Consider the following 23,465-nt stretch of genomic DNA (forward strand, 5'->3'; position numbering starts at 1 on the left):
GTTTTGAGGCCAGCCCCCCTTGTGCCGATGTCGGTGTGCAAAGCCCACGAAGCGCAGTCAGGACGTTCAATAAGGTGGGGCTGGGCCGCTTTGATGTTCCGCACGTAGCGGGGCGGCTGCTGGTATATCAGCAAAAAGGGCTGAGCCTGCAAAACCACAACGCCGGTGCGCAAACCCTGGGGGCTCAGTGGGTGCAGGATCTGGGTGGAGGCTGGGGCCTGTACCGCACCCAGCCGGGAGAGGAAGCCCAAGTGGCCCAAAAACTGTACCAGCAGGGCCTAGGCCAGTACGTGCAACCCGAATACCTCTACCAGCCCACCACCCTGGCCGTACCCCCCAACAACCGCAGCTACCCGACAGAGCAGGCCCTCCTATTCCAGCAGATGAAGATCGAACAGGCCTGGCAAAAGCTGAGAGCGGACATTGCGAGCTGCCAAAAACCGGTCATCGCCGTGATCGACACCGGAATGTACACCCAGCGGAGCGATCTGGCCCCCAACCTAACCCCCCCGGATAGCTGGTTGGATGTGGTGGGTAAAGACCTCAACAACCCTCGGCCTGCCCGGGGCACAGTACAGCCCGAGCCCGGTACCGGTGCCAGCCATGGCACGCAGGTGGCCAGCATCATCGCTGCCACTACCAACAATGGAACGGCCTTGGCCGGTGTGGCCTATAACCTGCTGCGCGTACTGCCCATCAAGGTATTTGATGCCGGCCAGCGGGCCGGTACACTGCAAATAGCCCAGGCGCTGGAATACGCCGCCGGAGCCACCCAAATTGCCGGTCAGCTCTTTGTCAACCCCACGCCAGCCCAGGTCGTCAACCTGTCCCTTTCCATCTCTGCACCCGGCTTTAGCGACCCTTACCTCGAGCACGTCCTGGAGCAGGTAACCCAGCAAGGCCTGGTGGTGGTGGCCTCGAGCGGCAATGCCGACTTACCCACGGTGGGTTACCCTGCCTCCTCTCCTTTCGTGATCGCGGTAGGGGCCACCGATGCCAGCCAGGCCCGCGCCCACTGGCTGAGCGGCTACGCCTCCAACTATGGTGAGGGGCTCGAGTTCGTAGCCCCGGGCACCGGCGTGCCGGTAGCCCACGGGCCCAACCAAGGCGAGTATGCCCTGGCCTATGGCACCTCGGCCTCGGCACCTTTCATCAGCGGGGCCATCGGTCTGTATCTGTTGCAACAGCAGCTGCTGCGCCAGACACCCCCCAGCAACCCCAGCGCCCGGCTGGCCCAGGTACGCGCTTGTCTCACAAGTGCCGCGCAAAACCCCTCGACCTGGGACAGTCAGATCGGCTATGGCCTGGTCGATCTAAGCAAAGTGGTGGAGCCCAGCAACCCAGCCTGCTTCCCCAGGGGGTAACCATGATTCACCGCCCCGATCTGCACCACAAGTTTGTGCTGCTGTTCGATATCAAAAACGCCAATCCCCTGGATCTATCGTTTCTGGGCAGCGCCCATCAGCTCTTGCGAGATGTGCGTTACGGGCTGGTGCCCGATGAGGCCATCAAAAAAGCGCTTAACCAGTACTTCCAGCGCAACGAATCGCTACCAGTGCTCGACCAATGGCCCATCATCGAACATGTGTATGCGACCAAAGGGGGCCGGGCTTTATGCCAAGCGTATTACAACCTACGGCTCTTTGGCGCTGCACACCCCTCGGGGCGCACCCTGCTGCCAAGCCCGGTTCGTTTCTCGCTGGCCCGCTCAATTGACCCCATCTTTCCGCTTGCCGCGGGGCACAGCACCGCTTACGGGCTGTACCGCATGCATGGGTGCTACCACCCCACCGCTGGGCTGCACAACGGCGTAAGTGCGTCTGACCTGCAGTTGCTGTGGAAGGGGCTGTCTAAAGTGTTTGTTTCGGATGCCTCGAGCCAGCCCGTCGAGGTCTCTATACGGGGTTTATGGATCTTTAGCCACGAGGCCCAGCCTATTTCAGCGAAAGAGCTGTTCGGTCTGGTACAAACCCCGGCCCTGAAATTCCAGGCTGCTCAGTTCGCCAATTACAGCATCTCCTCCCCACCACCAGGCCGCCTCGAGGCCATACCAAACGTATTTTTAGCCCGCCTGGTTTGAGGTTGCTATGAAACCCAGAGTGTGTCTGCGCGCCCACAAGCACGCGAGCGACCCCCACCCCCACACCAGCAAAAGGCTGTATAGGAGTCTGCTAATCCCAGCCTTGCTGATCTCCGCGGGAGCAGCTGTGCTCGGTTGGGGAGAGATCTTTCAGCTCTTCGGATTCATGCTCCTAGTAGGCGCTTTAGGGGCCGGCTATGGCCTGTTGCCCAGCCTCTTTACAGCGCTGGCTCTTGCGGCGCTTAACTTCTGGCTCAACCATCCATCGGCAGCCTCGAGCCTGTGGGTTTTATTGGCGCTGGGGGCCACAGCCCTGATATCTGCGGGGGTTCGAAAAGCACTGCAACAACAGCAGGAAACCCCCCATCAGCTTGCTTTGCTATCCCACGCCTTGCAGGCCCTGCTGGCCGCCAACCGTCGCGAGCAGCTGCTAACGGCCATACCCAGGCTGCTCGAACCCCTAGGCGTGCAGGTCGGGGTATGGGGGCTTCAGCACAGGGAATTGCGGCTGCATTACATCAGCGACCCACGGGAAACCGAGACCCTCGAGCAGGTAGCCATGCAAGCTCACGCCCAGGGTGCAGCGGTGTATACGCGGTGCGGGCAGTCCCTTCACAGCTGTGCGGCCATTCCCCTGTACGAGCGCAACAGGATGGCCGCCGTGGTCTGTCTAAAACGCCGCCGGGCTTTTGGGCCTCGAGCGCGAGACTACCTCGAGCAGTTTGCCCAGGCCGCAAGCAGCCGCCTGACCTCCATCATCGAGCAGGCCGAAGCCCATCTGATGCACCAGCTCTCCATTTCTTTGGTCGCGGCTGATTCGGTTACGGCGCTGGCCGAGCGGGCCCTGGCCCTGCTGACCTCAGCGTTGGGCATACAGCACGGAATTATCCTGCAACAACAGGGCAGCCGGATGCGCATCCTGGCCCGGCTTGATGTACAGCAGCCCCCAGACGATTGCTGGCAGGCCCTCATATCCGATAGCCAGGGGCCCTTTTGGACGGTTTACCGCACTGGACAGCCCATCTTTATCGACCAGCTAGAGCAAAACCTTTCGATACAGAGCATTGCCGTTCATCCCATTGGCGTTTCCGATCGGCCTCGAGCCCGCGTGCTGCTGGGGCTGGCCCACCCCCAGCCATACCCCTGGCTGCCCTGCACACAGGATTTGCTGGCTATGGCGTGCCGATCGATAGGTCTGGCACTGGAGGGGGCCATCGCCCGGCAGCGCTTGGAGCGCGTGCTCGAGCTCTCACACAAAGCTGCACTGGAAGACTCCGAGAGCCTCTACCAGCAGGTGCTAACCTCAGCCGTCGAGCTGATACCGGGTGCCGAGGCCGGCAGCCTGTTGGTGCGCAAGGGCGAACGCTTCCACTTCCAGGCTGTGGTTGGATACGACCTGGAAAGCCTGCAAGGCCTCAGTTTTAGCGAGCAAGACCACCTCAAGTGGTACGGCCAGCACCCCGCAGGGTGGTATGCCGGTGAGCCGCGCCTCCTCTCCAGCGAACAGGCCTCCATCCAGGAGCGCAGCGCCAGCAGCTCTTCAGGGCAGACGAACCTGATCGCCCATACCAGGTGCATTCAGTCCAACCTGGCCGTCCCGGTGCTGTATCAGGGCAGCGTGCTGGCTTTGCTCAACCTGGACAACTTTCACGACCCCTGGGCGTTTGGTTCGGACTCTCTGGAGGTCGCCCGCTTCTTCGCAACCCCGGTTGCAGCCCTGCTGCATCAGGCACACACCCGCCAGAGCCTTGCAGAGGCCGCCTTGAGCGATGCGCTCACCGGCCTGGCCAACCGCCGGGCTTTCAACAAGTTTTTCGATGAGGAACTGGCCCGCTCGAGGCGGTATCAGCAAGCATTTGCACTGCTTGTGTTGGATCTGCAAGGTTTCAAAACCATTAACGACCAACTGGGACACGCCTCTGGCGACGAAGCCCTGGTGCAGGTGGCCCAGGCCCTCCAGAAAACGAGCCGCAAGAGCGATGGTCTGTTCCGCCTGGGCGGGGATGAGTTTGCTGCTATTCTGCCCCGCACCACGACCGATCGTGCCATACATGTGGCCCGGCGCTATGCCAAAGCCATTCAAGCCATCCGCATCGGGGGGATACCTTTAGGGGTCAACATCGGGCTGGCGGTCTATCCACAGGATGGCACCAGCAAAGAAAACCTCCTTCACCTAGCCGATCAGCGGATGTATGCCGCCAAAGCCCAGGGCGTTAGCGTTTTGAGCCAGGACAACCCGGCTTCATACAAAACTCTGAGTTTGGCGATACCCTGAGTTTATAGAGCACACCCCCTACGGCTGGGCCGGGTGTAGGCTGGAAGCAGGGTGAACAACATGCGTTGGCACAACCTGTACCGTCGCTGGGTATTACAAAGACATTTTCGCTTCGCCAAAGAGCACCTAGGCGATCATTTTTTCGATGCCCTCACGGCCTATGCCCTGGGCCTGGGCAAGCTTGGTATTGTGGAGGCCAAGGAGGCCGCCTGGGCCCTCAGCCAGCTCCGCAAGGATCCCATTCCGGGCTTTAGTGGGCAGCTCGAGGATGTGTTTTTTACCATAGACTTCTACCTGCGCGAGCGCTTTGGCGCCGAGGTTGCCAGCGCACTGCGCCGGGGCCTCTCCCGCAACGACCTCGACCTGACGGTGTTCCGCGCCTATGCCTGCGAGCGGCTGCTGCGGGTTTTGACCTCGCTATCGGATCTAAGGCGGGAACTGCTGGGCCTGGGCCAGAACCACCGCCAGACCCTTCTCACAGCCTATACCCACCACCGCCCGGCCCAGCCCACCACCCTGGGGCACTACCTGACCGGGGTGGAAAACCTGCTCTCACGCGACTACCAGCGGCTGCGCGCAGCCTTCCAGACCACCGACAAGTGCCCGCTGGGGGCCTCAACCCTGGCCGGCAGCCCCTACCCGGTAGACCGCAAGGCCTTAGCCCAGTGGCTGGGGTTTGGGGGCACCCTCGAGCACACCTACGACGCCATCGCCGCCGGCGACTGGGCCCTGGAGATCGCCTACGCCCTGGCGGGTATGGCCACCAGCCTCTCGCGCCTGGTGGCCGACCTGTTGTTCTGGGCCGAGCAGGGGGGGTTCCTGGTGGCCGAAAAAATCAGCCAGGGCTCCTCGATCATGCCGCAGAAGGTCAACCCGGTGGTGCTGGAGCACGTGCGGGGCTTTCTGGCCGAGCTGATGGGCGGCCCCACCACCCTGGGCCACCTCAACTACAGCACCCCCTTTGGCGACGTCAACGACCACGGGCCGGGGGTGCTCGAGCCCCTTTACAACCTGTTCTATGCGGCCGAGGGGGCCGTGGCCCTTCTGCGGGTGGCCCTGCAGGAAAGCCGCTTTGTGCCCGAGGTGCTGGCCCAGGGCCTGCGCGACCGCAGCGTCCTGGCCTCCGAGCTGGTGGATGTGCTGGTAGCCGGAAAGCGCCTTTCGCTGGCCGAGGCCTACCCCAAGGTGCAGGGCATGCTGCGCGAATTGAGCAGCAAAGGCCGCACCGTGGCCGAGCTGGGCCTGGATGATCTGCAAAGCCACCTGGGGTTTGGCGACCCCGAGCTGTTGCAGGCCCTGGAGCCTGAGCGCTTTATAGCCCGGCGTAAGGTGCTGGGCGGGGCCGCCCCCGAGGCCCAGGCGGTCTATCTGGACTACGCCCTCAACCGACTCAAGCTCGAGCGCCTGGAGCTCAAGGAGCTCAAAAGCCGCCGCCGCAAGGCCCTGCGCACCCTGGCCCAGGAGCCTTTAAGCCTGCTGGGCGGCGCACATCCACCCAGTCCGGTTCAATCCTACCGAGCCTGAGCCGGCTGCAAGCCTCCGGTGCAGATCGAACGCTTCAGGGCAGCGTGGCTTCCAGGCCCTATGGTTTCGCCGAGCGTGGCGAGGGTTGTGCCCTTGGATGCAACAAGATAGCCGCTGAATGCTTTTCGTTTGAAGATTATCTTTATTGAATCCTAGAGCACTCCCTTCCAAGGGGCGGTATCGCCCTCCGCTACGCGGATAACTGCGGCCGGGTTAGTTCGCCACCATTCGGCGACGAACTAACCGAATCTGGTATCAGAAGGGGCCGGGGCAGGTTATAAAATAACCGGGGTGATATTGTGAGCAAAACCTACAGAATCTGCTTAATTGAGGGCGACGGCATCGGTCACGAGGTAATTCCAGCCGCCAGGCTGGTACTGGAGGCCACCGGACTCAAGTTTGAGTTCGTCGAGGCCCAGGCCGGTTGGGAGACCTTCGAGCGAATAGGCACCTCGGTGCCCGAGGCCACCCTCGAGGCCGTTACTCATACCGATGCCACCCTCTTCGGTGCAGCCACCAGCCCCACCAAAAAAGTACCGGGCTTCTTCGGAGCCATCCGCTACATGCGGCGCAAACTAGATCTGTTCGCCAACGTGCGCCCGGCCAAACACCACCCTGTGCCGGGCTCGAGGCCAGGGGTCGACCTGATCGTGGTGCGCGAGAATACCGAGGGGCTTTATGTAGAGCAGGAACGTAGCTACCTCGAGGGCGAGATCGCCATTGCCGATACGGTCATTACCCGCAAAGCCAGCGCGCGCATCGGCGAGTACGCCGCCCGGCTGGCGGCCAGCCGCCCCCGCAAGCAGCTCCATGTGGCGCACAAAGCCAACGTGCTACCCATGACCCAGGGCCTGTTCATGAACACCGTGCTGGCCGAAGCGGCCCGCTTCCCGGAGGTCAAAACCCAAGACATCATCATCGATAACTGCGCCATGCAGCTCGTGCGCAACCCCGAGCGCTTCGACGTGATCGTGACCACCAACCTGTTCGGCGATATCATCTCCGATCTCACCGCCGGGCTGGTGGGCGGCCTGGGCATCGCGGCCAGCGGCAATATTGGCATCAAGCACGCTGTGTTTGAGCCGGTGCACGGCAGCGCACCGGATATCGCCGGAAAGGGCATTGCCAACCCAGCGGCCACCATCCTCTCAGGCGTGATGATGCTGGATCATCTGGGCGAACACGAAACCGCCCGCCGGGTAGAAGCCGCTGTGGATAAGGTGCTCCAAGAGGGCCCCCGCACCCCCGACCTGGGGGGCAACGCCACCACCCTCCAGTTCGCCGAGGCCGTGGCCCGGGCTCTCTAGGCAACCGCCAGCCCCTTGCCCGGCCCCCTTGCGCCCAACTCCTTAGGCGAGGAGCATTAAGATTGGATGTGCAAATGCACGGCCCAAAGGTTAAGGCCTGGGCTAGAGTGGTCAACATGACCGCTGCAGCGCAGATTTATCGTGCTATACTTACAGCTAGTTTGAGATTCATGTGGGAAAGGGGGCAGCGTGCGTGATTTCTTTGGCGGGTTGCTGAGACCCAGAATCGAGGCGCTCGGCCTCGAGATCGGATCGGCCAACATCAAAATGGTCGAGCTGTCCGGAACCCCCCCCAGCCTGAAGAACCTAAGCATCAGGCCCACCCCACCAGGGGTGATCCAGGAGGGTTCGATCATCGAACCGGGCGCTCTGACCGACGTCATCAAGGAAATGCTGGCTGAGATGCGCACCCGCAAGCGCTATGTGGTAACCGCGGCCAGCAACCTGGCGGTTATCACCCGCACCTTGCAGGTGCCCAAGATGCCCATCAAGCAGATGGAGGAAGCCGTACGCTGGGAGGCTGAGCGTTATATACCCTTCCCAATTGACGAGGTGGTGCTGGATTACGCACCCCTCGACGCTTATGAGTCCATACCCGACGGCGAACAGATGGACGTGGTGGTAGGGGCTGCCCGGCAAGAGACCGTGGCCAGCCTGGTCGAGGCCCTCAAAGCCGCGGGGCTGGAACCCCTGGTGATAGACGTTAAGCCATTTGCCGGTCTGCGCACCCTGGCCGCCCGTCTGGTATCCACCGACCGCGAACCCATCACCCTCTTCCTCGAGATCGGGGCCGAATCCTCGGCCCTGGTTCTGACCCGCGGCGAGCGGCTGCTCCTGAACCGCGTTATCAACCTATCCGGCAAGGACTTCACCGCTGCCATCTCAAAGGCATTCAACATCGACGTGGTAGCCGCCGAAGATGCCAAGAAAAACTACGGCCTGGCCACCATCCCCACCGAAGACGAAGACCTGCTCCTCGACTTCGACGCCGAGCGCGAGCGCTTCAATCCAGCCCGTATGTACGATGCCATCCGCCCGGTGCTGGTCGAGCTGACCACCGAGCTGCGCCGAAGCCTGGAGTTCTTCCGGGTTCAGGTGGGCGACCTGGGGGTGGATCAGGGCTTTGTGGCCGGAGGGGGTAGCAAACTGAGAAGCCTGGTGCCGCTTTTGTCTGATACGCTGGGCATCCCACTGGAAACCGCCGACCCCTGGCAGGGTCTCCAAATCGACAAAAGCCGCTTCGATCTGGAGTACCTGCGCAGTTTGGCACCCGAGTTTACGGTACCGGTGGGCCTGGCCCTACGGGGGGTGAATCCGCTTGATTAAACTCAACCTCCTGCCCAAGAACCTGCGCCGTCGGGTTGAGCCCGGCTGGTGGCGCCTGGCCGCTGTGGCGGTGGTGCTCGCGGTGCTGGGGACGGTGGCCTTTCTCCATCTCTCTACGCTCTCACGGGTTCAGGCACTGGAGAACCAGCGCGACCAGCTCCAAGTAGAGGTGGATGTGCTACGCCCCTTCATCGCCGAGCAAAACCGCCTCAATCAACAACAGCGCGAGCTCGAGCAGCTCCTGGCCGTGCGCAACCAACTGCGCGAACGCTTCGTGCCCTGGTCGGATAATCTGGCCCTGGTCATCAATCAGATTCCACGGGAAGGCCGCCGGTTTGGGGTGGCCCTGCGCAGCATCGGCACCAAGCTTCTCACACCCCAAGAAGTGCAAAGCAACGTACAGAACGGTCTATACGACGGCAAACCGGTCAACGTGGAATTCAACCTCCAGGGCGAAGCCATCGGCCAGAACGCCCTGATTCGCTTCGTTGAGGCCTTCGAGACCTCACCGCGCTTCGGCATTAACTTCCAAAGCGCCAGCCTCGATCAGCAACGGCAGCTTTACACCTTTGGGGCCACCATCGGCCTGATTCGGCCAACCTCGGAGACGGCCAGCAACACATCGGGAGGTGAAGATAGTGGTAGCCCTTCTCGCTAGAATGGGCCAGCGTGAGTGGGCCATCGTTGCCATAGTGGCCGCCTTGTTGCTGGGCATGATGTGGTACTTCTTTGTGACCCAGCCCCTCCAAGGGCGCATCCTCGAGTTGCAGGCCGAGGTGGATCGCCTGACCGTTGAGCGCGACCGGGGCCGTGCAGCCCAGCGCGCCTTGCCCCAGCTTCGCGAGACCATCGCCCGTCTGGATGCCGAACGGCAGCAGTTTTTGCGTGAACTACCCCCCACCGAACAGCTCGGCCGGGTGTTGAGCTCCCTGGCGCAAACCGCCCGGGAAAGTGGGGTGGTGCTGCGCACCCTGAGCCGCAGCCCTGGCGACAACCAGGGAGTTGCCAATGTGCGGGCCACCAACCTGGCCTTGCAGGTTGAGTCGCCCTTCCCCGAGTTGTACGTATTCTTGCGCAGCCTCGAGGGGCTGCAGCGCTTCGCCACCGTCTCAGGCCTCAACCTTACCCTTAGTGGCAGCGGGGCTGCCGCCACCGAAGCCCAGGCCACCAACCCCATCATCAACACCAGCCTGACCATGACGGTCTACACATACACCGGTCAGGGTCAGCCCAGCCAGCCTGGAGGTCAGCCATGAACTTCCTCCAGCGCATGCCCCAGGGAGCCAAGGTGGCGCTGGTTGCAGCCCTCTTAGTAGCGGCTGTGGCCGCTTGGTACATCAGCTTCTTCCGTCCCAACCAGGCCGCCCAGCAGCCTGCGACCCCCACCCCAGCACCCGCACCGGAGCCCAGCGCTCCCCTGACCACCGCCCGGCCGCTCGAGGTGCTTCCCGTGCCCTTTCTGGTTACCGAGGCGCCCCGCACAGAACAACCACAGGAACAGGATCAAAGGCCAGCCGCTGCTGCAACCACCCAGCCACGGGTAACGGTGCCGCCCAACCCCTTTGTACCCCTGATCATCGAAACGGCGCCGACCGCTGTGGCCCAGCCCAACCCGCCAGCCCCGGCCCTCGCCAGCCGTCCAGTCAGCGCGCCGGTAACTCCGCAGCCCATCCCAAGCCAGACCACCCAGATACAGGTGCGGCAGCCCACCACCCCGCTGCCACGTCCCAGCCTGCCGGGCACCCGGCCCACCCCCAGCGCGGTCGCCCCCTCCACTCCTTCCACACAACCCCGCCTGGCCCAGGGCACCACCCGCGCCAACCTACCACCCACCATCAACCTAGAATCTACAAACCACCTTACCCAAATCAGGCACTGCAGTTATGTTTAGAGCATGAACCGCCGTGCTTACCCATCGGACGTCCGTGATGAGGAATGGGCTCTGGTGCTGCCCTATTTGACCCTCGCCCCGCTGGAAGCACCCCAGCGCAAGTACGACCTGCGCGAAGTGTTCAACGCCCTGCGCTGGATGGTTCGAACCGGTGCTCAGTGGGACTACCTGCCCCACGACTTCCCACCCCCCCATATCGTTCAGGCGCAAGCCTACCGCTGGATGAACCGGGGGGTCTTCGAAGACCTGGTACACGACCTGCGCATGACCCTGCGAATGCTCCAGGGCAAAGCCGCCCATCCCAGCGCTGCCATCTACGATGCTCGCACCCTACAGTCCACCCCGCAAAGTGGGGAGCGGGCCGGATACGATGGGTACAAACGACGCAAGGGAAGCAAAGTTCACCTGGCGGTAGATACCCTGGGGCATCTGCTGGCCCTGGTAGTAACGGCGGCCAGTGAACAGGAACGGGCCCAGGTGGGAGCCCTCAGTCAACAGGTGCAGGAAGTGACGGGGGAGCAGGTGGAAGTGGCCTTTGTGGATCAGGGTTACACTGGGGAGGAAGCGGCACAAGCGGCAGAGGCGGAAGGCATCGCCCTGTGTGTGGTCAAGGTGGAAGGGGCCAAACGAGGATTCGTGCTGCTGCCGAAGCGTTGGGTGGTGGAACGTTCGTTTGCCTGGACATCCCGGTTTCGCAGGCTGGCGCGAGACTATGAGCGGCTGGCTGAGACCTTGCGAGGTTGGCACTGGTTGGCTTTTTCGATTCTGATGACAGCGAAAACTGTGGAGCTTTTACGAACAGCTAGTTAGCAGGCTCTAGGGTCGGGTGCGCTTCCCATTCGCCTCACCCCTTTGGAACGGGAGCTGAGCAGCACAGGCGCTTCCACCACAGCCGCAGCAGCCCTGGACGTCCAGCCCACCAGCGGCGCCAGCAGCAGCAGCCTCGAGTTCGCACGGGCCGAGATCGACGCCCGGCTCACCCAGGTGCTCGAGCCCAAAAGCAGCCTGGCCCGTGCACAGGAAACCACCCAGGAAAGCAGCCTGGCCCGCTTCGTGCGCGAGCAAAATCTCAAGCTCTCGGGGGTGGTGCTGGGGCCAACCAGCGTAGCCATCTTCCAGAGCAAGGACGGTTTTACGGTGCTGCCGGTGGGCCGCACCCTTCCCGGTAGCGATGTGCTGCTCAAAAGCCTGAGCGCAAAAGAAGCCCTCTTGGTACAAGGTTCGGAAACCCTGAACCTGACGATGGACAATCCCTAGGCGGTGAATATGAAGCGTTTGATTGCTCTTTTAGTGGTGTTGAGTCTGGCGCTGGCCCAGGGTACTTTGCCCAGGGATGCCCGCTTCGACCAACCGGTCAGCAACATCGGTACCAACCTGCCTCTACCGGCCCTGCTAGACGCACTGGCCCGCAGCGTGGGGCTCTCCCCCATCCTGCGCGACATTCCCAACGTCAACGTTACAGCCGATATCGACCAAAAACCCTTCCGGCAGGTCTGGGACCTGCTCATCAACACCTACGGCGATGGTCGCATCACCTACGCTTTGCTCGAGAACAACGTAATTGTCGTGGGGCCCAAGGAAGTGGTGGATCGGGCCCGCGGCCAGACCGCCCAGCCTGCCCAAACCAGCGAGCCTGTAGCGCGTGAGTTCTACCAGGTGCGCTCGGGCGACCCGGCAGCCCTGGCTACTTTTGTTCAGCAGGAGGTGCCAGGGGTTACCGTGCGGGCCGTACCCGGACAGAATGTGCTCTCCATCAGCGGCCCGTCCCGGGCTGTAAACGACGCCCTGAACTTCCTGCAGCGCATCGATGTACCCAGGGCCACCACAGCGGCCATACCGGTGGTGCAAAAGTCGTTCGCGCTCTCACACGCCCGCGCCGCCGAACTGGCCGATGTGCTGGGCAAGGCCATCACAGCCCAGGCCCAGGGCCAGGCCGCCCCGGCCCAAGGGCAGGGGCAGGCCCAGCCGGCACCGCAGGTGACGGTGGTGGCCGAGCCCCGCACCAATACCCTGATCGTTACCGGCACCGCCGAGCAGATTGCTCTGGCCGAACGCCTGATTCCCAGCCTGGATCGGCCCGTGCAGCAGGTGCAGCTGCAAATCCGGGTGCAGGCGGTTTCGGGTGAGGTCATTCGCAACCTGGGTATCAAGTGGGAGACCGTCTCAGGGGGCAACCTGATCGCCAGCTTCCTCTCCACCGGTCTCAATCTGATTTTTGATGCCACCCGCAGCCTGGCTTCCCTTAACATCCGGGCGGTGCTGGACGCCCTGGAAAAGCAGCAGCTTTCCCGCCGCCTGAGCGATGCCAACGTTCTGGTGGAGGACAACTACGGCGCCGATACCTCCGACCTGCGGGCCACCGGGGCCAAGGGCGCGGAGATCAAGGTGGGAGGCCGGCTGCTCATTCCCATTACCATCGCCGATCAGGTCACGGTGCGGGAGTTCGATTACGGCCTGCTGGTGCGGGTGCGCCCGCAAATCTCGGCGGATGGCAACATCCTGCTCGAGGTCTTCACCCAGACCGGCGGCGACCCGGCCGATGGCCCCGCCGGCAGCATCCGTATCCCCCAACAGACCACCCTCTCCAAGCTCCGCATCCGCGACGGCCAGACCGTGGTGCTGGGGGGCCTCGTGCAAAAAGTCACCGATACCTCCGAGAACAAAATCCCCCTCCTCGGCGACATTCCCTTGCTGGGTGAACTTTTCAAACAGCGCACCTCGAGCGTCAAGGACGATGAGCTGATCGTGATCATCACCGGTAACATCGTCAAGGACTCGGCCCAGCGCTGAGCCCCGATAGCCTCTAGCAGCCGGGCCCTGTCCCGGCTTTTTTATATGGCGGTTTTGGACTTGGCCGCGGTTATGCTAGATTCTGTTCATGCGTTTTCTGACTGCTGGAGAATCCCACGGGCCCCAGCTCACTGGCATTGTGGAGGGCCTGCCCAGCCAGCTCCCCCTGACCGTTGAAGACATCAACCCCTGGCTTAAGAAGCGCCAGGGCGGGTATGGGCGCGGGCGGCGGATGGTCATCGAGACCGACACTGTGGAGTTTATGAGCGGTGTGCGGGCCGGTCGTACCACCGGCGCACCGGTGACCCTGGTCATCAAAAACTCCGACTACCGCAACTGGGTCGAGATCATGGATCCGGCTCCCGGCAACGAACCGCGCAAAAAAGCCCTTACGGCCGCCCGGCCCGGCCACGCCGACCTGGCCGGAGGGGTTAAGTACGGTCACAAAGACTTGCGGGATGTGCTCGAGCGGGCCTCGGCGCGCGAAACCGCCATGCGGGTGGCCATCGGGGCCATCGCCCATAAGCTGCTCTCGTTTTTTGGGGTGGAAAGCGCCTCGTTCGTGGATGGGATGGCCGGGGTCTGGAGCCAGGTTCCCTTCGACTGGAGTCTCAAGGAGCGCATCGAGGCCAGCCCGGTACGGATGACCGACCCCCAGGCCGAGGCCGAGGTGATCCGCCGCATAGACGAGGCCAAGGCCGCCGGCGATACCCTGGGCGGCATCATTGAAGCCCGCTTCAAAGGGCTGGTGATGGGGCTCGGCTCCCAGATGCACTGGGAGCGCAAGCTCGACGGACGCATTGCCCAGATGGTCATGAGCATTCCAGCCATTAAGGGGGTGGAGATTGGCCCCGGTTTTAGCAATGCCATGAAGCCGGGATCGCAGGTTCACGACCCCATCTACTGGGAAGAGGGCCGGGGCTATTACCGCCAGAGCAACCGTTCCGGGGGCACCGAGGCGGGTATGACCACTGGAGAAGAGCTGGTGGTGCGGGCTGCGCTCAAACCCATCGCCACCCTGATGAAGCCCCTCCCCACAGTGGATGTGGTCACACACCAGCCCGCCGATGCTGCCCGGGAGCGCTCCGATGTGACCGCAGCACCGGCGGCCAGCGTAATTCTGGAGGCCCTGGTGGGCATCGTGCTGGCCCAGGCCTACCTGGAGAAATTCGGTGGCGACACCCTGGACGAGCTGGTTGAACGGGTCGAGCGGTACAAGCAACGGGTGCTGGCCTATTAGTCGCTGCAACCCCAAAGCCGACGGCCCCCAACAGGTGAGGGATGTCCATACCACACCCCGAGGCCCATTTCCCTATCCCCTTTTATGATCGAGATTGAACGCCCCGTTACCTGGGTAGCCCTGACCGGCTTTATGGGTGTGGGCAAAAGCCGCATCGGGCGGGAGCTGGCCCGCGAGCTGATGCTGCACTTCATTGACCTCGACCGCTACATCGAACGGCAAATGGGGCTCTCGGTGGCCGATATCTTCCGCCACTTAGGGGAAGCCACCTTCCGGCAGCTCGAGGCTGAGGCGGTAAACGAGCTGACCCAAAAAGATTTCTTGGTGCTTTCCTTGGGGGGCGGTACCTTTGTTAGCCCAGAGAATCGGCAAAAACTCTTGCAGCGGGGGCCGGTGGTGGCGCTATGGGCCAGCCCTACCACCATCCTGGAGCGCATCAGCCGCCGCCCCGGTCAGCGCCCCATGCTGGACAACCCCGATCCCTACAAGCGCATCCAGCAGCTTTTGGCCGAACGTGAGGCCGTTTATCGCCAGGCCACCCTCCACGTCTCCACAGACAACCGCCGCGTTCCCGAGGCGGTCAATGAGATTATCAAGCAGCTATGGGATTATGCAAAAACTAGAGATTAGGCACCCCGTTCCCTACCCGATTCACCTGGGGTTCGCGCTCGAGCTCCCCCAAGCCCCGGGCCCCCGGGCCCTCCTCTACGACCTGGCGGTACAGGATTACGCCCAACAGGTGGCCGCCCGCCTGGAGATTCCATTCAGTCTGGGGCTGCCCGGCGGCGAGGAGGCCAAAAGTCTCCACAGCTATGGCCGGGTGCTGTCCTGGCTGGCCCAGCAGGCCCTGCCGCGCAACACCACCCTGTACGTGCTGGGCGGGGGGTGCCTGACCGACCTGGGCGGGTTTGTGGCGGCCACCTACCTGCGGGGGATCCAGTACATCAGCCTGCCCACCACCACCCTGGCCATGGTAGACGCCTCGGTGGGCAACAAAACCGGCCTTAACCTGCCCGAGGGCAAAAACCTGGTCGGGGCCTTCCACGCCCCGGCAGGGGTGTATGCCGAGCTCAGCACCCTCCGCACCCTCCCACCCCAAACCTTTAAGGAGGGGCTGGTGGAGGCCTTTAAGCACGGCCTCATTGCCGGTGATGAGCTGCTGGTTGATGTGGCGCCGATCTCGCCCGATTGGGAGGGCCTCGAGCCCTACCTGGCCCGCGCCGTCATGGTCAAGGTAAGGGTGGTGGAGGCCGACCCCACCGAGCGGAACGAGCGCCGCCAGCTCAACCTGGGGCATACCCTGGGCCACGCCCTCGAGGGGGCCACCCACGGGGCCATACCCCACGGGGTAGCGGTGGCCTACGGGCTGCTCTACGCCGCCCTGCTGGGGCGGGCCCATGGCGGGGCGGATCTGGTACCCAAGGTGCTAAAACTCCTGCAGTGGCTCTCCCCTCCGCCACCCCCCCGCCTGAGCTGGGCAGACCTTACCCCTTTCCTCAGCCGCGACAAGAAGAAGGTGAGCCAGGCCCTTAACTGGGTCATACCCATGGACATGGGGCGGCTCGAGATTCAGCCCGTATCAGAAGAGGTGCTGGTGCGCTGCTACCAGGAATTCCTCGAGGTGCTGCTTTCCCTCGAGCGCAGCCCTACAAAACCGCTTTAGGCTCGAGATAGGGCAGGCCAAAGGCCTCGGCCACCCCCCGGCAGGTCAGCCGGCCCTGGTGGGTGTTGAGGCCCTGCAGCAGGGCGGCATCCTCCCGCAGCGCATCCAGGCCCTTCTCGGCCAGCTTGAGCAGGTAGGGCAGGGTCTGGTTGGTGAGGGCGAAGGTGGAGGTGCGCGGAACCGCCCCCGGCATGTTGGCCACCCCGTAGTGCACCACCCCGTCGACCACATAAGTAGGCTCGGCATGGGTGGTGGGGCGAATGGTCTCGACACAGCCCCCCTGATCCACCGCCACGTCCACAATCACCGCCCCTTCCTTCATGGTGGAGAGCATCTCGCGGGTAACCAGCTTGGGTGCCTTGGCCCCCGGAATCAACACCGCCCCAATCAACAGGTCGGCATGGCGGATGGAGGCCGCCACATTGGCCTCGGTGGAAGCAAGGGTGATCACCCGACCGCCAAACACGTCGTCGAGATACTGCATACGGGCTTTGCTTACGTCCAGAATGGTCACCTGCGCACCCATGCCCAGGGCAATTTTGGCTGCGTTGGTGCCCACGATACCGCCACCAAGAATCACCACGCTGGCCGGGGCCACCCCCGGCACGCCCCCCAGCAGCACCCCACGCCCGCCGTGGGGCTTCTCCAGGGCCGCCGCCCCCACCTGCGGGGCCATGCGCCCGGCCACCTCGCTCATGGGGGTGAGCAGGGGCAGGGAACCGTCCTCGAGCTGCACCGTTTCGTAGGCAATGGCGGTCGTACCCCCAGCCAGCAAGGCCTTGGTAAGCGGCTCATCGGCGGCCAGATGCAGGTAGGTAAAAAGAATCAGGCCCTTGCGCAGATACTGGTACTCCTCGGCAATGGGCTCCTTGACCTTGACCACCAGGTCGGCGGCCCAGGCCTCCTGGGCGCTTACGATCTCGGCCCCGGCCTTTTGGTACTCGGCATCGGAAAGGCCCGAGCCCACCCCGGCCCCCTGCTGCACCAGCACCTTATGCCCACGCCGCACCAGGCTGGTCACCCCGCCCGGCGTGAGGGCCACGCGGTTCTCGAGCGTCTTGATCTCCTTGGGAACACCAATCACCATAACAACCTCCCGTTTTTCCCAAGCCTAGAACGCCCAAGGCGCAAAAGAAAGTAAGAAGTTAAGGACAAATACCAGATTTGCCTGAACTTTTTAAGGCATAATAGGCCTTATGCTTTCCAAACTTTTAGACAAATTCAACATCGCCATTCTGAACGAGCTACAACGCGACGGGCGGCTCTCCTTCAGCGAGCTGGGCCGCCGGGTGGGGCTCTCGACCCCGGCCGTCACCGAGCGGGTGCGCCGCCTCGAGGACGCCGGCGTTATCGCGGGCTACGGGGCCCGGATCAACCCAGGGGCCCTTGGCTACACCATCACCGCGCTGATCGAGGTGGCCACCCCGCCGCACCGCTACCAGCAGATGCTCGAGTTTGCCCAGGCCACCCCCGCGGTGCGGGAGTGCTACTTCGTCACCGGTGAGTCGTCGTTTGTAGCCAAGGTGATGACCGCCTCGGTGGAGCAGCTACAGGAGCTTATTCAGCAGCTTGGTTTTTACGGCAGCACCCGCACCTCGGTGGTGCTCTCACAGCCCATCATCAAGGAAATCTTTGAGGTGGGCTGACCGCTACGTCTTGAACACCCGCTTGATGCGCAGCTTGAAGCCGTCGCCCTCGGCGATAGCCACCAGGCGGCGCTTGGGGCCCACCAGGGCCACCAGACCCTTAGCCGGAATAGCCAGGGGAACCCCCTCCATCACCCGCTTGGCCTCGGCGTGTGTGAGTTCCACGCTGGGGCAGGAAAGGGCCTCGAGCTCGTCCAGGGTTCTGCTCACCTCCAGGCGTTCGATCTCCTGGGCCTGCTCGAGGCCAATCCTACCCACCCGGGTACGCACCAGCCCCGATAGAAAAGCCTGGGTGCCCAGCCGCTGCCCCAGGTCGCGGGCAAAGGAGCGCACATAGGTGCCGGGCCCCACCACCAGACGAATCACCGCGGTGGGGTAGTCGCCCAGCGGCTTTGGCAGTTCGACCGGGCGACCCCGTGGGGCCAGCTGCCAGCCGGTGGCCGAGGGGGCAATGCGGTGCGGTACAGGTGCGGGATCGTAGGCCAGCAGGCTCACCTCGCGGTAGACCACCGGGCGGGGGGTCAGCTCGAGGGCCTGCCCCTTGCGGGCCGCCTCGTAGGCCTTGACCCCCCCCACCTTCACCGCTGAGTAGGCCGGTGGGGTCTGCTCGGTCAGCTGCAAAAACCAGGGCAGGGCTGCTTCAATCTCGCGCTGGCTTGGATGGCCTGTATCGGGGCCCAGCACCGGCCCTTCGGCATCGAGGGTTGCGGTGGTGACGCCAAAAGAAACCCAGGCGATGTACTCTTTTTCTTCTGCGGACAAAAAAGGCACCAGCTTGGTGGAGGCCTCTGTGGCGAGGATCAGAACGCCCGTGGCCAGGGGGTCGAGGGTTCCGGTGTGACCCACCCGGCGCGTGCCGAGCAGCTTACGGGCCATATCCACCACGTCGTGCGAGGTGCGCCCCAGCGGTTTGTTCACGGCGAACAGGGCCATGCCAGCGGATTGTACCCATAAATAAGCCGGCGCGGCTAGTCGGGGTTTTGCGTAAACTCTTAGCATGAACTGGCGACAACGCTACCAGCGTCTGAGGTTTGCCGAACCCAGCGAGGGGGTGCTCGAGGTCATCCTCTCCAACCCAGGCCGGCTCAATGCCGCCGATAGCCAGATGCACCGCGAGCTGGCCTATGTCTGGCGGGATATCGATGCCGATGAAAACATCGGGGCGGTGCTGGTGCGGGGCGAGGGCGGGGCCTTTAGCAGCGGCGGCGACTTCGAGATGATCGAGGAGATGATGCGGGATTACGAGGCCCTGCTACGGGTCTGGAAGGAGGCCCGCGACCTGGTGTACGGGGTGGTGAACTGCGCCAAGCCCATCGTGTCGGCCATCGAAGGGCCGGCGGTAGGGGCCGGGCTGGCCGTGGCGCTGCTGGCCGATATCAGCGTGGCTGGGAAAACCGCCCGCATCGTGGACGGGCACGTGCGGCTGGGGGTGGCCGCTGGCGATCACTCGGTGCTGATCTGGCCCTTGCTGTGCGGTATGAGCAAGGCCAAGTACCACCTTTTGTTGAACGAGCCGCTCACCGGAGAGGAAGCCGAGCGCATTGGGCTGGTATCGCGCTGTGTGGAAGACGGCGAGGTTTACAACGAGGCCCTCAGAATTGCCACCCGGCTGGCCCAGGGCGCCGCTGCGGCCATCCGCTTCACCAAGTACGCCCTCAACAACTGGCTGCGCATGATGGGGCCCAGTTTCGACACCTCGTTGGCCCTCGAGTTTATGGGCTTTCTGGGCCCCGATGCCCAGGAAGGGCTGCGCTCGCTGCGCGAAAAGCGCCCGCCCCACTTCCAGAAGAAATCGCCCATATAAAACACGCTGGCCCGGCCAGTAATATGGTGGGTATGCGTCTACAGCAATTTTTAGCCCGCGCCGGTATCGCCAGCCGCCGCAAAGCCGAGGACTTAATCCGCGCGGGAAGGGTCACCATCAATCAGCAGGTGGCCAGCATTGGAGCGGTCGTTCAGCCCGGCGATATCGTGCATCTCGACGGCGAGCGGGTGCGGCTGCCGCAAAAAAAGGTGGTGATCGCCCTGCACAAGCCCAGGGGCTACACCACCACGCACGAGGACGAACACGCGGAGAAAATCGTCTATGAGCTGGTTCCCAAGCACCCCGGCCTGCATGCGGTCGGGCGGCTGGACAAGGACACCGAAGGGCTGCTGTTGCTTACCAACGATGGTCACCTCACCCAACTGCTCACCCATCCCCGCAACCAGGTGCCCAAGCTCTACCGGGCCTGGTGCAAAAACGGTCGGGTTAGCGTCAAAGCCTGCCAGCAACTGGTGCAGGGGGTGATGCTGGGGGATGGGCCGGCCCAGGCCCTCGAGGCCCACCCGGCCAAGAATGGGGTTAAGCTGGTACTGACCGAAGGACGCAAGCGCGAGGTGCGCCGGATGCTGAGCAAGGTAGGGTATCCGGTGGAAAGGCTGGTCAGGCTTGCAGTGGGGCCGATTGAGCTGGGGGAGCTCGAGGCCGGCGAGTGGCGCTACCTTACCCCCGATGAAATTAAGCTGCTATACGCCAGTGCCCAGCCTCAATCCCCAATTCAAAAACCCACAGCCCAAGCCGGTGTACGACCTCAAAAGAGTACCGTAGAATCTAACAGTGGACGTCTTTCGACCCGGCAACGGCAAAGTACAGATAAGCGAGGCTCAAATCTCCAGGCGCATACGCGAGCTGGGCGAACAAATAAGGCTTGATTACCAGGGCCAGGAACCCCATCTAATTTGCGTCCTAAACGGTGCGTTTATCTTTATGGCCGACCTGGTGCGGGCCATTGACATGCCCTTAACCATGGACTTTCTGGCGGTTTCTTCGTACGGCGACAGCCAGAAAACCAGCGGCGAGGTGGAGCTCATAAAAGACCTGCGCCTCCCGATTGCAGGCCGGCATGTGATTGTGGTTGAGGACATTGTGGACACCGGCATTACCATCAACTACCTGCTGCGGATGCTGGAGGCCCGCCAGCCCGCCTCGCTCAAAATTGCCGCTTTGCTCTCCAAACCCTCCCGCCGTCAGATTGAAGTGCCCATTCACTACCTGGGCTTTGAAATCGAAGATGCCTTCGTGTATGGCTATGGCCTCGACCGTAGCCAGTTCGACCGCAACCTACCCTTCATCACCTCACAGGCATAGCATGAGCCGTATGAAAAGCTATCGTTATCTCGATCTCATCACAGCCCTTTTCGTAGTGGTGTTGGTGGTCTCCAACGTCGCCTCGACCAAAGTGGTGCTTTTTGGCCCTTTTACCTTTGACGGGGGCACCCTGCTGTTCCCCCTGGCCTATATCTTTGGCGATGTACTCACCGAGGTTTACGGCTACAAAAGAAGCCGCCGGGTGATCTGGACTGGTTTCTTCCTATTACTGCTTTCTGCCCTCACCTTTGGCCTTGTGAGCGCACTGCCCACACCCACCGATGAGTTTAGTCAAAAGTCGGCCGAGGCTTTCTCTACCATCCTGGGTCTGGTGCCGCGCATCGTGCTGGCGAGCCTGGTGGCCTACTGGGTGGGTGAGTTTGCCAACAGCTATATTCTGGCGCGGCTTAAGGTAGCCACCCAGGGGCGCTTTTTGGCCTTGCGCACCATCGGCTCTACCCTGGTAGGACAGGGCCTGGACACCGCCATCTTCCTGCTGGTGGCCTTTTATGGCATCTGGGACAACAGCCTGCTCTGGACGGTGTTTGTTTCGAACTACATCTTCAAAGTTGGCATAGAGGTGCTTTTTACACCCCTTACTTACGCCGTGGTGGGATTCCTAAAGCGCGCCGAAAACGAAGACTATTACGACCGCGACACCCGTTTCAACCCCTTTGCGTTCCGCTAAGCAACTAGCCCCGCATATCTGGTAGAATGCGCGAACCCCAAGCAGGTGCCAAAACCCAGGGGGGTTCGCGCAAGCCGAGAAATCGGCCAGGGGACATTGAAAACCCGCTTTTCCTTTACCTTCCCCCACCCTGCACTCGGGCGAGAGCTCGAGTGAGGATTGAAACATGTGGGCCTTGAGCGATGCGGCCAGGGCATCCAGAGGTTGCACTCGGGCGAGAGCTCGAGTGAGGATTGAAACGAGCCACAGCCGGGACAAACCCGGAAGGACGTATCCGGTTGCACTCGGGCGAGAGCTCGAGTGAGGATTGAAACCCGGGGGTTGAAAGCTCGCTCTCGGTTGGCTGATAAAGTTGCACTCGGGCGAGAGCTCGAGTGAGGATTGAAACTTACCACTGCCTGGATCTGCCCCCGCTCGTCCCTAATGTTGCACTCGGGCGAGAGCTCGAGTGAGAATTGGGAAGCATGACCCTTCTAGAGGAGTTGGGCAGGTTTTTTCCGCCGGGGCGCTTGTTGCACAAGCCGGGTGAGCTGGTGCCCTACGAATCCGACGCCCTTACGGCCTTCCGGGCCCGGCCCCTGGCGGTGGTGCTGCCCGAGAGCCACGAGGAGGTGGTGCAGGCGGTGCGCTGGTGCGCCAGGCACCGGATACCCTATGTGGCCCGGGGCTCCGGCACCAGCCTTTCGGGGGGCTCGCTACCGATTGATGGCGGGCTTTTGATTGGCCTCAACAGAATGAACAAACTGCTGCGGCTGGATCCGCAGGAACGCATCGCGGTGGTGGAGCCGGGCTTTATCAACCTGCAGGTCTCGAACGCTGCCGCCCCCTACGGCCTTTACTATGCCCCCGACCCCTCCTCCCAGCCGGTCTCGACCATTGGCGGGAACCTGGCTTTTAACTCGGGCGGGGCCCACTGCCTCAAGTACGGCATGACCTCCAACCACGTGCTTGGGGCCAAGGTGGTGCTGCCCGACGGCGAGACCGTGGTGCTGGGCAGCGAAAGCCTGGAAAACACCGGCCCCGACTGGCTGGGCCTCTTTGTGGGCAGCGAGGGGCTTTTGGGCATTGCCACCGAGATCACCCTGCGCCTTTTACCCAAACCCGAGACCTATCACACCGTGCTGGCCGCCTACGACGCACTGGAAAAAGCCGGTGAGGCGGTGGCCGCGGTGGTGGCCTCCGGGCTTCTGCCGGGTGCCATGGAGATTATGGACTCGCTGGCCATCGAGGCCGCCGAGGCCGCAGTCAGGGCTGGTTATCCAAGGGAGGCCCGGGCCCTGTTGATTGTGGAGCTCGAGGGCGAGGCACCCCAGGTGGAGGCCGAGGCCCGCTACCTGGACGAGGTCATCCGGCGCTCGGGGGCCTACGAGGTGCGGGTGGCCCAGAGTGCCGAGGAACGCCTGAAGATCTGGAAAGGGCGCAAGGCCGCCTTCTCGGCGGTGGGGCGGCTCTCGCCCGATTACATCGTGCAGGACGGGGTGGTGCCCCGCTCCAGGCTGGGCCAGGCCCTCTCGGAGATCGAGCGGCTCTCGGCGCGCTATGGCCTGCGGGTGGCCAACGTCTTTCACGCCGGCGACGGCAACCTGCACCCCCTGATCCTGTACAACGGGCGGGTGCCGGGGGAGCTCGAGCGGGCCGAGGAGCTGGCGGGGGAGATCCTGCGCCTGTGCGTGGCCCTGGGCGGCTCCATCACCGGCGAGCACGGGGTGGGCATGGAGAAAAAAGCCTACATGCCCGAGATGTTCTCCGAGGCCGACCTGGAGGCCATGCGGCGCATCCGCCGGGCCTTGGATCCCTTTGAGCTTTCCAACCGCGGCAAGATGTTCCCCGGCGGCGAGGCCCCCGCTCTGCACCAGGCCGGGCCCCACCCCCTGGAGCGGGCCGGTATTATTTCCAGGGAGTAGC

23 protein-coding genes are annotated in these 23,465 nt (G+C 63.0%); 21 read left to right on the forward strand and 2 right to left on the reverse strand.

What is annotated here, in order from left to right; genetic code table 11:
• The first annotated feature begins 35 nt into the window (after positions 1-35).
• From MTAI_RS11835 to MTAI_RS11905, 15 genes are all read left to right on the forward strand, one after another.
• A complete protein-coding gene (locus tag MTAI_RS11835; protein ID WP_147370701.1) occupies positions 36-1,364 on the forward strand; it encodes a S8 family peptidase in 1,329 nt (442 codons plus the stop codon).
• Between the two features lie 2 nt (positions 1,365-1,366).
• Positions 1,367-2,080 (forward strand): type I CRISPR-associated protein Cas7, encoded by a 714-nt coding sequence (locus MTAI_RS11840; RefSeq protein WP_027888847.1) that lies wholly within the window; start codon positions 1,367-1,369, stop codon positions 2,078-2,080.
• Between the two features lie 166 nt (positions 2,081-2,246).
• Positions 2,247-4,355: a GGDEF domain-containing protein gene (locus tag MTAI_RS11845; RefSeq protein WP_245392028.1), complete on the forward strand. Its 2,109-nt coding sequence runs from the start codon at positions 2,247-2,249 to the stop codon at positions 4,353-4,355.
• Positions 4,356-4,415: 60 nt separating this feature from the next.
• On the forward strand, positions 4,416-5,879 hold the full coding sequence (locus tag MTAI_RS11850; protein ID WP_036197546.1) for a lyase family protein: 1,464 nt from the start codon (positions 4,416-4,418) through the stop codon (positions 5,877-5,879).
• Positions 5,880-6,178: 299 nt separating this feature from the next.
• Positions 6,179-7,186 (forward strand): isocitrate/isopropylmalate dehydrogenase family protein, encoded by a 1,008-nt coding sequence (locus MTAI_RS11855; RefSeq protein WP_027888850.1) that lies wholly within the window; start codon positions 6,179-6,181, stop codon positions 7,184-7,186.
• Between the two features lie 189 nt (positions 7,187-7,375).
• Positions 7,376-8,512, forward strand: a complete 1,137-nt coding sequence (pilM, locus tag MTAI_RS11860; RefSeq protein ID WP_043983346.1) for a type IV pilus assembly protein PilM — start codon at positions 7,376-7,378, stop codon at positions 8,510-8,512.
• Complete coding sequence (locus tag MTAI_RS11865) at positions 8,505-9,170, forward strand: hypothetical protein (protein ID WP_027887067.1); 666 nt, start codon at positions 8,505-8,507, stop codon at positions 9,168-9,170. The genes pilM and MTAI_RS11865 overlap by 8 nt, the downstream gene beginning before the upstream one ends.
• Position 9,171: 1 nt before the next feature.
• Complete coding sequence (locus MTAI_RS11870) at positions 9,172-9,768, forward strand: type IV pilus inner membrane component PilO (protein WP_027887066.1); 597 nt, start codon at positions 9,172-9,174, stop codon at positions 9,766-9,768.
• The gene (locus tag MTAI_RS11875) at positions 9,765-10,403 is read left to right on the forward strand and encodes a hypothetical protein (RefSeq protein ID WP_245453116.1); all 639 of its coding nucleotides are present in this window, start codon (positions 9,765-9,767) and stop codon (positions 10,401-10,403) included. The genes MTAI_RS11870 and MTAI_RS11875 overlap by 4 nt, the downstream gene beginning before the upstream one ends.
• Positions 10,404-10,406: 3 nt before the next feature.
• Entirely contained in the window at positions 10,407-11,213 is an 807-nt protein-coding gene (locus MTAI_RS11880; protein WP_119342530.1) for an IS5 family transposase, read from the forward strand.
• A 42-nt stretch (positions 11,214-11,255) separates the two neighbouring features.
• Positions 11,256-11,660, forward strand: a complete 405-nt coding sequence (locus MTAI_RS11885; RefSeq protein WP_245453117.1) for a hypothetical protein — start codon at positions 11,256-11,258, stop codon at positions 11,658-11,660.
• 9 nt (positions 11,661-11,669) lie between these two features.
• A complete protein-coding gene (locus MTAI_RS11890; RefSeq protein ID WP_027887064.1) occupies positions 11,670-13,193 on the forward strand; it encodes a secretin N-terminal domain-containing protein in 1,524 nt (507 codons plus the stop codon).
• An 88-nt stretch (positions 13,194-13,281) separates the two neighbouring features.
• A complete protein-coding gene (gene aroC, locus MTAI_RS11895) occupies positions 13,282-14,433 on the forward strand; it encodes a chorismate synthase (RefSeq protein WP_027887063.1) in 1,152 nt (383 codons plus the stop codon).
• 84 nt (positions 14,434-14,517) lie between these two features.
• On the forward strand, positions 14,518-15,063 hold the full coding sequence (locus MTAI_RS11900) for a shikimate kinase (RefSeq protein ID WP_027887062.1): 546 nt from the start codon (positions 14,518-14,520) through the stop codon (positions 15,061-15,063).
• Positions 15,044-16,096, forward strand: a complete 1,053-nt coding sequence (locus MTAI_RS11905) for a 3-dehydroquinate synthase (RefSeq protein ID WP_027887061.1) — start codon at positions 15,044-15,046, stop codon at positions 16,094-16,096. Before MTAI_RS11900 ends, MTAI_RS11905 begins: the two co-directional genes overlap by 20 nt.
• Here the strand turns inward: MTAI_RS11905 and ald are convergent.
• Positions 16,080-17,183 (reverse strand): alanine dehydrogenase, encoded by a 1,104-nt coding sequence (gene ald, locus MTAI_RS11910; protein WP_027887060.1) that lies wholly within the window; start codon positions 17,181-17,183, stop codon positions 16,080-16,082. The two genes, MTAI_RS11905 and ald, sit on opposite strands and share 17 nt — an antisense overlap.
• Before the next feature lie 109 nt (positions 17,184-17,292).
• On the opposite strand from ald, the gene MTAI_RS11915 reads away from it, so the two are divergent.
• Positions 17,293-17,742: an Lrp/AsnC family transcriptional regulator gene (locus tag MTAI_RS11915; RefSeq protein WP_027887059.1), complete on the forward strand. Its 450-nt coding sequence runs from the start codon at positions 17,293-17,295 to the stop codon at positions 17,740-17,742.
• Between the two features lie 3 nt (positions 17,743-17,745).
• Here MTAI_RS11915 and truB read toward each other — a convergent pair whose 3' ends face one another.
• The gene (truB, locus tag MTAI_RS11920) at positions 17,746-18,675 is read right to left on the reverse strand and encodes a tRNA pseudouridine(55) synthase TruB (protein ID WP_027887058.1); all 930 of its coding nucleotides are present in this window, start codon (positions 18,673-18,675) and stop codon (positions 17,746-17,748) included.
• A gap of 64 nt (positions 18,676-18,739) precedes the next feature.
• On the opposite strand from truB, the gene MTAI_RS11925 reads away from it, so the two are divergent.
• From MTAI_RS11925 to MTAI_RS11945, 5 genes are all read left to right on the forward strand, one after another.
• Positions 18,740-19,546, forward strand: a complete 807-nt coding sequence (locus tag MTAI_RS11925) for an enoyl-CoA hydratase/isomerase family protein (RefSeq protein ID WP_027887057.1) — start codon at positions 18,740-18,742, stop codon at positions 19,544-19,546.
• Between the two features lie 32 nt (positions 19,547-19,578).
• On the forward strand, positions 19,579-20,436 hold the full coding sequence (locus MTAI_RS11930; RefSeq protein ID WP_036196880.1) for a pseudouridine synthase: 858 nt from the start codon (positions 19,579-19,581) through the stop codon (positions 20,434-20,436).
• Positions 20,342-20,872 carry a hypoxanthine phosphoribosyltransferase gene (hpt, locus tag MTAI_RS11935; RefSeq protein ID WP_027887055.1) on the forward strand — a complete coding sequence of 177 codons (531 nt, stop codon included), beginning with the start codon at positions 20,342-20,344 and terminating at the stop codon, positions 20,870-20,872. Before MTAI_RS11930 ends, hpt begins: the two co-directional genes overlap by 95 nt.
• Positions 20,873-20,882: 10 nt before the next feature.
• Complete coding sequence (locus MTAI_RS11940) at positions 20,883-21,560, forward strand: queuosine precursor transporter (RefSeq protein ID WP_027887054.1); 678 nt, start codon at positions 20,883-20,885, stop codon at positions 21,558-21,560.
• A 464-nt stretch (positions 21,561-22,024) separates the two neighbouring features.
• Positions 22,025-23,464: an FAD-linked oxidase C-terminal domain-containing protein gene (locus MTAI_RS11945; protein WP_027887053.1), complete on the forward strand. Its 1,440-nt coding sequence runs from the start codon at positions 22,025-22,027 to the stop codon at positions 23,462-23,464.
• Position 23,465 lies beyond the last annotated feature (1 nt).

Source organism: Meiothermus taiwanensis WR-220 (assembly GCF_003568585.1).
GTDB classification, from domain to species: Bacteria; Deinococcota; Deinococci; order Deinococcales; family Thermaceae; genus Meiothermus; species Meiothermus taiwanensis.